This is a genomic window from Pseudomonas sp. P8_229, assembly GCF_034008635.1.
Classification (GTDB): Bacteria; Pseudomonadota; Gammaproteobacteria; order Pseudomonadales; family Pseudomonadaceae; genus Aquipseudomonas.
Genome location: NZ_CP125378.1, coordinates 920,001 through 933,897 on the forward strand (window position 1 = coordinate 920,001; position 13,897 = coordinate 933,897).

16 protein-coding genes (1 of these 16 running past the window's edge) are annotated in these 13,897 nt (G+C 61.6%); 10 read left to right on the forward strand and 6 right to left on the reverse strand.

Annotated elements, in window-relative coordinates:
* On the reverse strand, positions 1 to 52 hold the beginning of the coding sequence (locus QMK55_RS04050) for a TetR/AcrR family transcriptional regulator (protein WP_102353949.1). 527 nt of this gene lie to the left of the window's left edge; the window shows 52 of its 579 coding nt (coding positions 1-52); its start codon is at positions 50 to 52; the stop codon falls past the left edge of the window.
* Positions 53 to 144: 92 nt separating this feature from the next.
* Between QMK55_RS04050 and QMK55_RS04055 the strand changes: the two genes are divergently transcribed.
* Both QMK55_RS04055 and QMK55_RS04060 read left to right on the forward strand, forming a co-directional pair.
* The gene (locus QMK55_RS04055; protein ID WP_102353950.1) at positions 145 to 873 is read left to right on the forward strand and encodes an SDR family oxidoreductase; all 729 of its coding nucleotides are present in this window, start codon (positions 145 to 147) and stop codon (positions 871 to 873) included.
* A gap of 40 nt (positions 874 to 913) precedes the next feature.
* Positions 914 to 1,510, forward strand: coding sequence for a 2-hydroxychromene-2-carboxylate isomerase (locus tag QMK55_RS04060; protein ID WP_320328709.1), 597 nt, complete (start codon positions 914 to 916; stop codon positions 1,508 to 1,510).
* Between the two features lie 48 nt (positions 1,511 to 1,558).
* Here QMK55_RS04060 and QMK55_RS04065 read toward each other — a convergent pair whose 3' ends face one another.
* From QMK55_RS04065 to QMK55_RS04080, 4 genes are all read right to left on the reverse strand, one after another.
* Positions 1,559 to 3,367: an aminopeptidase P family protein gene (locus QMK55_RS04065; protein ID WP_102353952.1), complete on the reverse strand. Its 1,809-nt coding sequence runs from the start codon at positions 3,365 to 3,367 to the stop codon at positions 1,559 to 1,561.
* A gap of 56 nt (positions 3,368 to 3,423) precedes the next feature.
* Complete coding sequence (locus QMK55_RS04070; RefSeq protein WP_320328710.1) at positions 3,424 to 4,590, reverse strand: aminotransferase class V-fold PLP-dependent enzyme; 1,167 nt, start codon at positions 4,588 to 4,590, stop codon at positions 3,424 to 3,426.
* A gap of 205 nt (positions 4,591 to 4,795) precedes the next feature.
* Entirely contained in the window at positions 4,796 to 5,410 is a 615-nt protein-coding gene (locus QMK55_RS04075) for a LysE family translocator (protein ID WP_064588463.1), read from the reverse strand.
* A gap of 101 nt (positions 5,411 to 5,511) precedes the next feature.
* A complete protein-coding gene (locus QMK55_RS04080; RefSeq protein ID WP_320328711.1) occupies positions 5,512 to 5,769 on the reverse strand; it encodes a hypothetical protein in 258 nt (85 codons plus the stop codon).
* A gap of 392 nt (positions 5,770 to 6,161) precedes the next feature.
* Here QMK55_RS04080 and msuE point away from each other — a divergent pair, with 392 nt between their 5' ends.
* From msuE to QMK55_RS04100, 4 genes are all read left to right on the forward strand, one after another.
* On the forward strand, positions 6,162 to 6,725 hold the full coding sequence (gene msuE, locus QMK55_RS04085) for an FMN reductase (RefSeq protein WP_320328712.1): 564 nt from the start codon (positions 6,162 to 6,164) through the stop codon (positions 6,723 to 6,725).
* Positions 6,726 to 6,735: 10 nt separating this feature from the next.
* On the forward strand, positions 6,736 to 7,881 hold the full coding sequence (gene ssuD / locus QMK55_RS04090; RefSeq protein WP_320328713.1) for an FMNH2-dependent alkanesulfonate monooxygenase: 1,146 nt from the start codon (positions 6,736 to 6,738) through the stop codon (positions 7,879 to 7,881).
* 133 nt (positions 7,882 to 8,014) lie between these two features.
* Complete coding sequence (locus QMK55_RS04095) at positions 8,015 to 9,202, forward strand: acyl-CoA dehydrogenase family protein (RefSeq protein WP_320328714.1); 1,188 nt, start codon at positions 8,015 to 8,017, stop codon at positions 9,200 to 9,202.
* Positions 9,203 to 9,226: 24 nt separating this feature from the next.
* On the forward strand, positions 9,227 to 10,330 hold the full coding sequence (locus tag QMK55_RS04100) for a sigma-54 dependent transcriptional regulator (protein ID WP_320328715.1): 1,104 nt from the start codon (positions 9,227 to 9,229) through the stop codon (positions 10,328 to 10,330).
* Here the strand turns inward: QMK55_RS04100 and QMK55_RS04105 are convergent.
* Positions 10,327 to 10,692, reverse strand: coding sequence for an antibiotic biosynthesis monooxygenase (locus QMK55_RS04105; RefSeq protein WP_102353959.1), 366 nt, complete (start codon positions 10,690 to 10,692; stop codon positions 10,327 to 10,329). The genes QMK55_RS04100 and QMK55_RS04105 overlap by 4 nt on opposite strands.
* A 93-nt stretch (positions 10,693 to 10,785) precedes the next feature.
* On the opposite strand from QMK55_RS04105, the gene soxR reads away from it, so the two are divergent.
* The 4 genes from soxR (at position 10,786) to QMK55_RS04125 (ending at position 13,881) form a co-directional block, all read left to right on the forward strand.
* Complete coding sequence (gene soxR / locus QMK55_RS04110; protein WP_102353960.1) at positions 10,786 to 11,235, forward strand: redox-sensitive transcriptional activator SoxR; 450 nt, start codon at positions 10,786 to 10,788, stop codon at positions 11,233 to 11,235.
* Positions 11,236 to 11,341: 106 nt separating this feature from the next.
* The gene (locus QMK55_RS04115) at positions 11,342 to 11,800 is read left to right on the forward strand and encodes a VOC family protein (protein WP_102353961.1); all 459 of its coding nucleotides are present in this window, start codon (positions 11,342 to 11,344) and stop codon (positions 11,798 to 11,800) included.
* Positions 11,801 to 12,031: 231 nt separating this feature from the next.
* Positions 12,032 to 12,907, forward strand: coding sequence for an alpha/beta fold hydrolase (locus tag QMK55_RS04120; RefSeq protein ID WP_102353962.1), 876 nt, complete (start codon positions 12,032 to 12,034; stop codon positions 12,905 to 12,907).
* Positions 12,908 to 12,930: 23 nt separating this feature from the next.
* The gene (locus QMK55_RS04125) at positions 12,931 to 13,881 is read left to right on the forward strand and encodes a LysR substrate-binding domain-containing protein (protein ID WP_102353963.1); all 951 of its coding nucleotides are present in this window, start codon (positions 12,931 to 12,933) and stop codon (positions 13,879 to 13,881) included.
* The last annotated feature ends 16 nt before the right edge of the window (positions 13,882 to 13,897 follow it).

Consider the following 13,897-nt stretch of genomic DNA (forward strand, 5'->3'; position numbering starts at 1 on the left):
TGTTCAGCAGTTTTTCCCGGGTTTCCAGCTTGTGACCGGCGGAATACCGCATGTGTTTGTCCTCTTGATCCAGCGCCTTGACGTTGCCCGAATCCTAGCATAACGTTCGTTCACTTAACGATCGTTTACCAAAGGGATCTACCCATGAATAACAAGAAGGTCGTATTGGTTGTCGGTGCTGGCGATGCCACCGGGGGAGCGATTGCCAAGCGCTTTGCCAGAGAAGGCTTTGTCGCGTGCGTTACGCGACGCAGTGCCGACAAATTGCAGCCTTTGGTCGAGGCGATTCAGGCTGAGGGTGGAGAAGCACACGGATTTGCCTGCGATGCGCGCAAGGAAGAAGACGTGATTGCGCTGATTGAAGAGATCGAGACCCGCCTCGGCCCGATCGAGGCATTTGTCTTCAACATCGGCGCCAACGTGCCTTGCAGCATTCTTGAAGAAACCGCGCGCAAGTATTTCAAGATCTGGGAGATGGCCTGTTTCTCCGGTTTCCTCAATGCCCGCGAAGTGGCCAAGCGCATGGTCACCCGCAAGCGCGGCACTATTGTGTTCACTGGCGCCACCGCCGGGTTGCGCGGCGCCTCGGGGTTTGCGGCATTTGCCGGTGCCAAACACGGTATCCGCGCACTGGCACAAAGCATGGCGCGCGAGCTGGGCCCGATGAACATCCATGTTGCGCATGTAGTGGTCGATGGCGCTATCGACACCGACTTCATTCGAAACAGTTTCCCGGAGAAGTACGCGACCAAGGATGAGGACGGTATTCTCAACCCCGAGCACATCGCCGAAAACTACTGGTATCTGCACAGTCAGCCACGGGATGCCTGGACATTCGAGCTGGATCTGCGCCCGTGGAACGAACGCTGGTAAGCCCCGCCTCCTCCATAACAATAAATAGAGAGCAGCGAAGATGACGAAAACCGTGGAGTTCTATTTCGACCTCGGCAGCCCGGCCACTTATCTGGCCTACACCCAGTTACCGAAAATCTGTGCCGACACCCATAGCGAACTGAGCTACATCCCGATGCTGCTGGGCGGCGTGTTCAAGGCGACCGGCAATGCCTCACCGGCGATGATCCCGGCCAAGGGGCGCTACATGTTTCAGGATCTGGATCGCTATGCCAAACGCTATGGTGTGCCACTGAAGTTCAATCCGCACTTCCCGATCAACACGTTGATGCTGATGCGCGCCGTCACCGGCATACAACTTCGGCAGCCGGAGCGTTTTCAGGCGTTTATCGATTGTCTGTTCAAGGCACTGTGGGTGGAGGGACGCCCTCTCGATGAGCCAGCGACTGTCGCAGGGGTATTGAGCGAACATGGCTTCGATCCCAATGAAGTCCTGGCCCTGACCAATGACGAAGCAGTCAAGGCAGCACTCAAGGACAACACCGAGACAGCCATTAAACGCGGCGTGTTTGGTGCGCCGAGTATGTTTATCGGCAATCAGTTGTTCTTCGGCCAGGACCGCCTCGACTTCGTCGAAGAAGCCCTGCGTCAGGCCTAAACCCAGAATAGAACCCAGGCGCTGGCAACAGCGCCCGGGTTTCAGCCATCAGATAGCCGCTGTCCGCGTGTTCAACCACGCCAGCGCACTGCCCTCAAGCAACGGACTCAGACGCTCACGCACTTCGGCGTGATAGGCGTTAAACCACTGTTTCTCTTCCTGCGTCAGCAAGGACGGTTCCAGGCAGCGCGTATCGATCGGGCACAGGGTCAAGGTTTCAAACTTGAGGAACTCGCCAAACTCGCTGCTGCCCGCCTCGCGATTCATCGCCAGGTTCTCGATCCGCACGCCCCAACGGCCTGGACGGTAAGTGCCCGGCTCGATGGACGTGATCATCCCCGGCTGCATCGCCGTTTGCGGTGCCGGTGCGGCCTGATAGGCGATCACCTGTGGGCCTTCGTGAACGTTGAGGAAATAGCCGACTCCATGACCGGTGCCGTGACCATAATCCACGCTTTCAGCCCAGATCGGCGCACGCGCAATGGCATCGAGCAGCGGCGACAGAATGCCTTTCGGGAATTGTGCCCGCGACAGTGCAATCACGCCTTTGAGCACGCGCGTGCAGTCACGCTTCTGCTCGTCCGTTGGCGTACCGACCGGCACCATTCGGGTGATGTCGGTCGTGCCGCCCAGGTACTGGCCGCCCGAGTCGATCAGCAGCAAGCCGTCGCCCTCGATCACCGCGTGTTCTTCTTCGGTGGCGTGATAATGCGGCATTGCACCGTTGGCGTTAAACGCGGCAATCGTGTTGAAGCTCAGCGACACATAATCCGGACGACGTTCGCGGGCCGCGGTGAGTTTCTCGTCGATGGTCAATTCGGTGATGCGTTCGCGCCCCCAGGCCGACTCCAGCCAGGCGAAGAATTCGCACAGCGCCGCGCCATCCTGCTCCATGGCCTTGCGAATGTGCTGCGCATCGGCCTCGCTCTTCTGCGATTTGGCGAGAGTGGTCGGGTTCAGGCCTTCGACCAGTTTCACGCCGTCGTCCAGGTTGTCCAGCAAACCGCTGGTCACGCGCGCCGGATCCACCAGCAGGCTCGCGCCGTTTGGCACGGCGCGCAAGGCGTCGGCCACTTCGCGGTAATCACGCAGGGTCACGCCATCCTGCTCCAGTACCGCACGCAACTCGGTATCGACCTTGCTCAATGCCACAAACAGGGTCGCTTGCTGTTGATTGATCAACGCGAACGACACAAACACCGGGTTGAACGAGACATCCCCGCCCCGCAGGTTGAACAGCCAGGCAATGTCGTCGAGGGTGGCGATGAAGTGCCAGTCGGCGGCGCGCTCCTGCAAGGTCTCACGCAATTTGGCGAGTTTCTCGCCACGGCTGACCGTCGCCTGCGGTGGCAGATGCTGATAGATCGGCGCGTTCGGCAGGCTCGGGCGATCGGCCCAGACTTCATTCAACAGATCGAGGTCAGTACGCAGACGCGCACCACGAGCTTCAAGCTTGCTAATCAACGTACGCGCCGCGGCCACGGCCATCACCGCACCATCGACCGCCACAACGCCACCTTCCGGTGTCTGCTCGGCCAGCCAGTCCAGCGGACTCGGTTGCCCCGGTTGCAGCTTGACCAGTTCGATGCCGCTGCCCTTGAGTTCCTTGGTCGCCTGTTCCCAGTAACGACTGTCGGCCCAGACCCCGGCGAAATCAGCGGTGACAATCAAAGTGCCGACCGAACCGTGGAACCCCGAGAGCCATTGCCGCCCCTGCCAGTATCCCGGCAGGTATTCCGACAGGTGCGGGTCGGCCGATGGCACCAGCAACGCATGAATGCCTTCGCGGCGCATCAGTTCACGGGTGTGCGCCAGGCGCTGGGGAACCGTTCCTTCGGTCAAAGTCTGGGTACTCATCATGTCTCCTGCCAATCACTTCATCGTTATTGTTCGTAGCCGTGGAAGTCGGCTGGTTAACGCCCTGTCGCCCAGAATGCCGGGGCACTGGTGCAGGCGCCTTTGATCAGTTCTGCCGCCTGATCGATATCGTCGGTGGTGGTGAAACGGCCGAGGCTCAGGCGAATGGTGCGACCGGCCAGCTGAGCGTCGTGCCCCAGTGCCAGCAGCACGTGGGAAGGCGCGTCGCTCGCCGAGTTGCAGGCCGAAGTCGCGGAAAACGCGAGCGAATGGCTCAAGGCTGCACTGTTGAACTCGCCTTCGCTGAACGTCAGGCTCAAGGTATGCGGGATGCGCTGGTTGACGCTGCCATTGAGGCGTACGCCCGGCAGGCTCAGCAACTGTTCGAGCAAGCGTTCGCGCAGGGCCACGATGGCGTTTTTCTCCTCATCGAACGCGGCGGCAGCCAGGGCAAATGCGGTGCCCATGCCGGCGATCTGATGCGTCGCCAAAGTCCCGGAGCGCAAGCCGCCTTCGTGTCCCCCGCCATGAATCTGCGCTTGCAAACGCTGTTGCGCGCGGGGGCCGACATACAGCGCACCGATGCCTTTGGGGCCGTAGAGCTTGTGCGCCGAAAACGACATCAGATCCACCGGCCACTGCTGCAGATCGATCGCCACTTTGCCGGCGCCCTGCGCCGCATCGACATGGAACAACGCCCCACGGCTGCGCACGACTTCACCGATAGCCGGGATGTCGTTGAGCGTGCCGAGTTCGTTGTTGACCAGCATCAGCGACACCAGAAACGTGTCATCGCGCATTGCTTCGCTGACAGCCTGCGGGGTGATCAGGCCCTCGGCGTCCGGCACCAGATAGGTCACCGCAACGCCGGCGTCCTGCAGTTGCCGGGCGGTATCGAGGATGGCTTTGTGTTCGATCTGGCTGGTAATGATGTGTCCGCCGGCAACGCCGCGCGCCTGGGCCACGCCTTTGAGGGCGAGGTTGTTGGATTCGGTGGCACCGGAGGTCCAGACGATCTGCGCGGCCTCGGCACCCACCAGTTCGGCGACTTGCCGACGAGCGTGCTCGACCGTTTGCCGGGCCTGCTGGCCGAAGGCGTGAGAGCTGGACGCCGGATTGCCGAAGTTGGCGTGAAAACCCAGACAGTCGATCATCACCTGGATGACCCGCTCGTCCACCGGGGTGGTGGCGGCGTAATCGAAATACAACGGACGCTTATTCATAAAAGACTCGCAGAGCGTGTTCCGGGATCAGGAGGCTCGTATCTGCAAACGGCACAGCGCAGCCTTGTGAGCTGCGCGTCGGTTGGAGAGCGTCATCAATACCTGATCGGATGCCGTTAAAGAAGAACAACTTCATTTAAAAGTGCGTAGGAACGCTCCTGAAGCCGAGCTTAACAGGCATCGGGCCGGCGGTTGAAGCAATGCGTCAGTGAAAGCTTTCGAGAAGTAACGGGTACAGCGAAATCACCAACAGCGCGGCCATGCCCCAGTTGAATACGCGCAACCAGCGCGGGTCCTTCAGCACGTTGCGCAGCAGCGTGCCGCACGCCGCCCAGACGCCGACGCTGGGCAGGTTGATGATGGCGAACACCGCAGCAATCACCACGACGTTGGTGAAATAGCCCTGCATCGGCGTGTAGGTGCTGATGGCACCGATGGCCATGATCCAGGCCTTGGGGTTGACCCACTGAAACGCAGCAGCGCCGAGATAACTGATCGGTTTGGCCTCGCCTTCCACACCCTCGCCCACCGGCCCCGAATGGGCGATCTTCCACGCCAGGTACAACAGATACGCGGCGCCGACATAGCGCAGCACCGTGTAGAGCAGCGGGTAAGTCTGGAACACCGCGCCCAGGCCAAAGCCCACCGCCACCACCAATACGAAGAAACCGCAGGTGATGCCGAGCATATGGGGAATGGTGCGGTTGAAACCGAAGTTGACCCCCGACGCCAGCAACATGGTGTTGTTCGGCCCCGGTGTAATCGAGGTGACAAGAGCAAACAGGGCAAAGCCCAACAGCAGATCAAGCGAGAGGGTCATGGGGGTAATCCGTCGAGGGTCATTCAGGTGTTGACCCTATCGCACGGCAGCCCGCAAACCCACGGACAGTTGGGTAAAACTTCGAGCAGTACAGTTTGCTATCAGCTTGGACGACCGTGCAGCTGTATGGCACGTCCGGCACTCATTTCAGCTTTCTTGTCGAATGACGATTGGCCGAGCAGCGCGGATTTTTTCGCGTGGTATTCGTCGAAGGACAAGCCGCTGCGATTCAGCGCTTCCATCGCCAGTTCGCGGCTTTCTTCGGCGGTGTACGGTCGTAGTTCGGGGGAAACGTGGGTGGCGCAACCGGCGAGCACGGAGACAGCGAGCAGCAGCGAAACAGTCAGTAAACGATTCATGGGGAGCGTCCTGGCGAGCGGTGTTAGTCGATGGACAAAGGCTACGCCCGCGCCCGCCCGGGCAAAAATCAACGCTCTCAATAGTGGCTATCAGGATTTCAGCTTATCGCCCTTTATATCTCTTAAAGATCTATAAATATCGATTAACGTTCTTTTACGGAATAACAGGCAGCCGCTATAAATCCCTTCACACGGCGAACAACTGTTGCCCCAGCAACTGTTGCCCAGGCAACAGCAGATCAACAAACCCGCCTGATATCTGCACAACGCACTCGCGTCAAAACGCTCAACGCCCGGTAAACCGGGGCTCTCAGGAATTGGTACAGCGCTTGCTCAAGCCTTGGCACTTACTCACTGCTCGCTGAGCAACTGTTGATAAAAAGGAACTCATCATGTCGCGTCCCCTGAAAGTCGTCGCCTTGTCCGGCGGCACCTGGCGTCCCTCCCGCACGCTGGTGCTGACTCAGGCCCTGCTGGCCGAACTGGCCGGGCACCTGTCGATCGACAGCCACCTGATCGAACTCGGCGACATCGCCCGTGCGCTGGGCGCCGCGCTGTCGCGTCAGGAACTGAGCAGCGACGTCGAAGCCGAACTGCAAGCCATCGAACAGGCCGATCTGCTGATCGTTGCGGCGCCGGTGTATCGCGGTTCCTACCCGGGCCTGCTCAAGCATCTGTTCGACCTGATCGACCTCAATGCGTTGATCGACACTCCGGTGTTGCTGGCCGCCACCGGGGGCAGCGAGCGTCATGCGCTGGTGCTCGATCATCAGTTGCGTCCGCTATTGAGTTTCTTCCAGGCCGTGACCCTGCCGATCGGGGTGTACGCCACCGAGGCCGATTTCGCCGACTACCAGATCACCAGCGAGCCGCTGAAAGCGCGCATCCGCCTGGCCGCCGAACGCGCCGCGCCACTGTTCGGCACGCAAATCAAACCGTTGCTGAAAATCGCTTAAGGAGCTGTTCATGGATGTTTTCTGGTTCCTGCCGACCCACGGCGACGGCCACTACCTGGGCACCACGCAAGGCGCGCGCCCGGTCACCCTGAATTATCTGAAACAAGTGGCGCAAGCCGCCGACAGCCTCGGCTACCACGGCGTGCTGATTCCCACCGGACGCTCCTGCGAAGACTCGTGGGTGATCGCCTCGGCGCTGGTGCCGTTGACCGAGCGCCTGCGTTATCTGGTGGCGATCCGCCCGGGAATCATCTCGCCAACGGTGTCGGCACGCATGGCGGCGACCCTCGATCGACTGTCCAACGGCCGCTTGCTGATCAACGTGGTGACCGGCGGCGACCCCGATGAAAACCGTGGCGACGGCAGCTTCCTCAGCCACAGCGAACGCTACGAAGTCACCGACGAATTCCTCAAGATCTGGCGCCGGGTGTTGCAAGGCGAGTCTGTGGATTTCGAGGGTAAACACCTGAAAGTGCAGAACGCCAAAGCCTTGTATCCGCCGGTGCAGAAACCGTATCCGCCGCTGTATTTCGGCGGTTCCTCCGACGCGGCGCATGACCTGGCTGCCGAACAAGTCGACGTGTACCTGACCTGGGGCGAACCACCCGCCGCTGTGGCCGAAAAACTTGCCGATGTTCGCGAACGCGCCGCACGGCATGGACGCAAAGTGAAATTCGGTATTCGTCTGCACGTGATCGTCCGCGAGACCGCCGAAGAGGCCTGGAAAGCTGCGGACAAACTGATCGAGCACATCAGCGACGAAACCATCGAGGCCGCGCAGAAGTCCTTCTCGCGTTTCGACTCCGAAGGCCAGCGGCGCATGGCGGCATTGCACGATGGGCGTCGCGACAACCTGCAAATCGCCCCCAACCTGTGGGCCGGTGTCGGCCTGGTACGCGGCGGTGCCGGCACCGCGCTGGTGGGCGATCCGCAGCAAGTGGCGGCGCGCATCAAGGAATACGCGGATCTCGGCATCGAGAGCTTCATCTTTTCCGGTTATCCGCATCTGGAAGAAGCTTACCGCTTTGCCGAACTGGTGTTCCCGCTGCTGCCGGAACCGTACGCGAGCCTGGCCGGACGCGGCGTGACCAACCTCACCGGGCCGTTTGGCGAAATGATTTCCAACGATGTGTTGCCCAACCAATCCAAGGCTTGAAGCCGATCCCCTTGTGGGAGCGAGCCTGCTCGCGAAAGCGGTGTGTCTGCGGCGGTGATGTCGACTGTGCTGACCTCATCGCGAGCAGGCTCACTCCTACAGGGGATCGAGTCGATTTGATGAGGAACACCGTGTGACCGCCAAACCACAAAGTACTTTGATATCCCCCTTGCAGACCGCCCGCCAGCTAGCCGCCGAATTCGCGCTCACCGCCGTCGAGCGCGACGAGCGCGGTGGCACGCCGAAGGCCGAGCGCGATGCCCTGCGCGACAGCGGCCTGCTGGGCCTGAGCATCCCAACGCGCTACGGCGGCCTCGGCGCGCGCTGGAGCGAAACCCTGCAGATCGTGCGCGAGTTCGCCAAGGTCGACAGTTCCATCGCCCACGTCTTCGGTTTTCATCACCTGATGCTCGCCACCGTGCGCCTGTTCTCGCGCCCGGAACAATGGCAGCCGTGGTTCGAACAAACCGCACGGCAGAACTGGTTCTGGGGCAACGCGCTCAACCCGCTCGACATCCGCACCGTGGTCAAGGACTGCGGCGGCTGGCGCGAATTTTCCGGCAAGAAGAGTTTCTGCTCCGGCGCCAGCGACTCGCAGATGCTGATCGCCTCGGCGGTGGACGAAAGCGTCGGCGGCAAATTGTTGATCGCGGCGATCCCCAGTGGGCGCAGCGGCATCACCCTGCACGATGACTGGAACAACATCGGCCAGCGCCAGACCGACAGTGGCAGCGCCACGTTCGAACGGGTGCGCGTCGAAGAATCCGAGCTGCTGCTCGATCCCGGCCCGTTGAGCACACCGTTCGCCTGCCTGCGTCCGCTGATCGCGCAACTGACCTTCACCCACATGTTTCTCGGCATCGCCGAAGGTGCCTTTGAAGAAGCCCGGCAATACACGCTGAGCGAGACCCGGCTGTGGCACAAATCCGCGGCCCGCGATGTGCGCGAAGACCCGTACGTGCTCGCGCATTACGGCGAGTTCTGGGTCGCGCTGGAAGGCATTCGCCTGCTGGTCGAACGGGCCGCGGCGCTGCTCGACGACGCCTGGGCCAAAGGCCCGAATCTGAGCGCTGAAGAACGCGGGCATCTGGCCACGGCGATTGCCACGGCCAAGGTCGCCGCCAGTCGTCAGGGCCTGGAGATTTGCAGCCGCTTGTTCGAAGTCACCGGCGCGCGCTCGACCCACGCCTCGCTGCGCCTCGATCGGTACTGGCGCAACCTGCGCACGCAGACCCTACACGACCCGCTCGATTACAAACTCCATGAGCTGGGCGACTGGGCGCTGAATCAGGCGCTGCCGGTGCCGACGTTCTATTCCTGATCTTGCCTTTAATGGAGCGAGCCCATGCAACTGCTGACCCTTCCACCCTCACCCGCCCTGGCGACGTCGATCCGCGCCACCGCGCAGGTCTTCGAAGACCCGAAATCCCAGGCCCTGCTCGCGCATCTGCAACAGGTCGCGCCGAGCGAAGCCAGCGTGCTGATCATCGGCGAGACCGGCACCGGCAAGGAGTTGGTGGCGCGGCACATCCACAATCTGAGTAACCGCCGCCATCGGCCGTTCGTCGCGGTCAACTGCGGCGCGTTCTCCGAATCGCTGGTGGAAGCCGAACTGTTCGGCCATGAAAAAGGCGCTTTCACCGGCGCGCTCAGCGCCAAGGCCGGCTGGTTCGAAGAAGCGGACGGCGGCACCTTGTTCCTCGACGAAATCGGTGATTTGCCGATGGCGATTCAGGTCAAGTTGCTGCGGGTGTTGCAGGAGCGCGAAGTGGTGCGCCTGGGCTCGCGCAAGAGCATTTCCATCGATGTGCGAGTGCTGGCCGCGACCAACGTGCAACTGGAGAAAGCCATCAATGCCGGGAATTTCCGCGAAGACCTGTTCTATCGCCTGAACGTGGTCAATCTGGAACTCAGCCCGTTGCGCGACCGCCCCGGCGATATCCTGCCGCTGACCCGGCATTTCATCGAGGCCTACAGCCAGCGCCTGGGTTACGGGCGGGTCAGCATCAGCCCCGGCGCCGAGCACAAACTGCGCAGCTACAGTTGGCCGGGCAACATCCGTGAACTGGAAAACGTCATTCATCACACCCTGCTGATCTGCCGCAACGGCGTGATCGAGCGCGATGATTTGCGCCTGTCGAACCTGCGCATCGAGCGCCCGGACGATCAGCAGGCGAGCGCCGACGATTCACCGGAAGCGCTACTGGAACGGGCCTTTCAAAAACTCTTCGAACAACAGGCCGGCGCCCTCCACGAAAAGGTCGAAGATGCCCTGCTGCGCGCCGCGTACCGTTTCTGCCATTACAACCAGGTGCACACCGCCGCCCTGCTCGGACTGAGCCGCAACGTCACCCGTACGCGGCTGATCAAGATCGGCGAGCTAGCGGTGAACAAGCGGCGACTCACGGAGAACCTGCAAGGCGAACGCCTGATTCAGTTGTCGATCTAGCCCACCAGGTTGCAGTGCAGCGCATCGTCATGACTGCGGGCGATGCTGCTCAGCACCTGGAATGAATTGAAGGTCACGGTTTTCGCCTGATGGGCGCGGATCAGTTGCCAGAAATCCTGCTCGCCGCTTTCAAAACGGCTGAACGCCGCCTCTCCGGCTTCGCGAGTCTGCCATTGCAGCAGGCTCAGCACCCGCCGACCGTCGTCGCTGACCTGGACGCTGGCGCTGACGAAGCCTGCGTAGCGCTGCGCCAGATGTTCGGTCTGCTGCGACAGCGCCGTCACCAGCGACGGTTGCTGGCGTGGTTCGATTTCGAATTCGATCAATTGGGTAAAGCTGCGATTTTTCGCTGACGTTTGCATGACAAGTCCCCACTCACCGTAAGACGAGTCTTGCGACTCGAAGGCCTGCAGGGTAAAACCTCTAGTTAAGTCAAGGTCAAGAGCCTTTTGCCAATGATTACTAAAGAAACCCTGCACAAGCCGCTCACCGTCGGCGAAGTCGCCGCCCGCAGCGGTGTGGCGGTCACTGCCCTGCACTTTTATGAAGCCAAGGGCCTGATCAAGAGCCAGCGCAATGCCGGCAACCAGCGCCGCTATCCACGGGAAGTGCTGCGTCGGGTGGCGCTGATCAAGGTCGCGCAACGCCTGGGCATTCCGCTGGCGGAGATTGGCGAGGCGCTGAAAAGACTTCCGGACGACCGCGCGCCGACCGCGGCGGACTGGAAAGTGCTGTCCGAGCAATGGCGCCGCGAGCTGGACGAGCGGATCAACCAATTGACCCTGTTGCGCGACCGGCTCACCGGTTGCATCGGTTGCGGCTGCCTGTCGATGGAAGCCTGCCCGTTGCGCAATCAGGGCGATGTACTCGGTGAACAGGGGCCAGGCGCGCATTTCCTCGGCTGACTGCTCGTCGGGCAAAAATCGTGGCCGCGCAGACAGCTCTATAGTGAACCTTCCACAAATCCGGTGGAGCCACACACCTCGCCAAACAAAGAACAGGGAGAACGTCATGAGCGTCAAACCCATTCCCGAGGGGTATCACAGCATTACCCCGTACCTCGGCATCCTCAAGGCCGCCGAAGCCATCGAATTCTATAAAAAAGCCTTCGGCGCCACGGTGGTCATGCGCCTCGACATGCCGGACGGCCGCATCGGCCACGCCGAACTGCGGATTGGCGACAGCGCGATCATGCTCGGTACGCCATGCGATCAAGGACCGCTGAGCGGTCCGGACAACAGCGTGTCGGTCGGTCTGCATCTGTATGTCACCGATGTCGACAAGTCCTTTCAACGGGCGCTGGATGCCGGGGCGAAAACGGTGTCCGAGGTCAAGGATCAGTTTTATGGCGACCGCAGCGGGACGCTGAAGGATCCGTATGGGCATCTGTGGTTTCTCGCTACGCGTAAAGAAGATCTGACCGAGGAGCAGATCAAGCAGCGGGCGATCGAGATGTTCAGCCAGGGTTGAGATCTTCAGCGTCTGGACCGGCCTCTTCGCGGGCAAGCCCGCTCCCACAGGGATCTCTGGTGTGAACACTATCGTGGTCAAACAGCAGAACACTGTGGGAGCGGGCTTGCTCGCGAAGGGGCCAGTGCGGACACATCACACTTCATGAACCACCACACCACGCTGCGCCTGTTGCTCCCGAACGTAAACAATTTCAGCATGCCGACAACGACTGAAAAAAGGATCAGCCCGATGTTAGCCGGATTCGTCAAAGACCAGCGCCACGTCAACGGCGTCGACATCGCCTACCGCCTCGGTGGCAGCGGCCCGGGCCTGTTGCTGTTGCACGGGCACCCGCAGACCCACGTGATCTGGCACAAGGTTGCCGAGCAACTGGCCGAGCACTTCACCGTGGTCGCCGCCGACCTGCGCGGTTACGGCGACAGCTGCCGGCCCGCCGCCGATGAACTGCACCGCAACTATTCAAAACGCGAAATGGCCAGGGACAATGTCGAGCTGATGCAAGCGCTGGGCTTCGAGCAGTTTTCGGTGCTGGCCCATGACCGTGGCGCGCGGGTCGCCCATCGCCTGGGCCTTGATCACCCGGCAACCGTGCAGCGGATGATGCTGCTCGACATCGCCCCGACCCTGTCGATGTACGCGCAAACCAACGAAGCCTTCGCCCGCGCCTATTGGCACTGGTTCTTCCTGATCCGCCCGGCGCCGTTGCCGGAAACCCTGATTGAGGCCGATCCCGAAGCCTACCTGCGCAGTGTGATGGGCAGCCGCAGCGCCGGGCTCAAGCCGTTCACCGATGAGGCGTTCAGCGAATACTTGCGTTGCCTGCAACGTCCCGGCAGCGCCCGGGGCATTTGCGAAGACTACCGCGCCAGTGCCGCGATCGATCTGGAACATGACCGCGCCGACATTGCCGCCGGCCATCAACTGAATCTGCCGCTGCGGGTGCTGTGGGGTGCCGACGGCACGGTCGGGCGCTGCTTCGATCCGCTGCACGAATGGCAGCAAGTGGCAACAAATGTCAGCGGCAAGGCGCTGCCGGCCGGGCATTATCTGGCCGAGGAAGTGCCTGATCTGCTGCTCGCCGAAGCCCTGGATTTCCTGCGCTGAATCGAGCGTTCCCTGCCGATGCTATGCTGGCGGCTTGTGCCGCCAATGCTCGCTCCGACATGTCCCAGAACCAAGACCCCGTGCCCCTGCCCGAAGACCTGCGCGTACTGCTGACCGTGATCCGCAAGAACGGTTTCGCGGCCGCTGCCGACGAGTTGGGCCTGTCCCCGGCCTACGTCAGCAAGCGCATCCAGATTCTCGAATCGACCCTCGGCACTCGCCTGCTGCACCGCACCAGTCGCCGCGTGTCTTTGACCGAGGACGGTGAACGGGTACAGCGCTGGGCCTTGCGTATCCTCGATGACTTCCAGCAACTGCGCGATGACCTCGCCGACGCCCACGACAGCCCGCGCGGGCGTTTGCACATCTGCAGCAGTTTCGGTTTCGGCCGCAACCATGTGGCGCCCGCCGTTTCGCTGCTGGCCGAGCGTCACCCGCAGTTGCAGATTCGCCTGGACCTGTTCGACCGCGCGGTGGACATCGTCAACGAGGGCTTCGATCTGGAGATCCGTGTCGGCGATGACCTGCCCGGTCAGCACATCGGCCGGCAACTGGTGAGCAACCGCCGGGTGCTGTGCGCAGCGCCCGAGTACCTGCAACGCCACGGCACGCCGCAAGCGCTGGACGACTTGCAACAGCATGATTGCCTGGTGATCAAGGAGCGCGACAACGCCTTCGGCATCTGGCACCTGGATCGCGACGGCGCGCAGGAAAGCGTGCGAGTCAGCGGGCCGTTGTCGTCCAACAACGGCGAGATCGTCCTGCAATGGGCGCTCGACGGACGCGGCGTGTTGCTGCGCTCATTGTGGGATGTGAAACCGCTGCTGGAGCAAGGCCGGTTGATGCCAGTGCTGGCCGATTACAGCCAGAGCGCAAATGTCTGGGCGGTGTACCCGACGCGGCTGGCCAGCTCGGGGAAGCTGCGCGCGTGTGTGGAGTTTTTGCAGGGGCATTTCAAGGATCTTTCGCTGTAAACACAGTCCCTTGTGG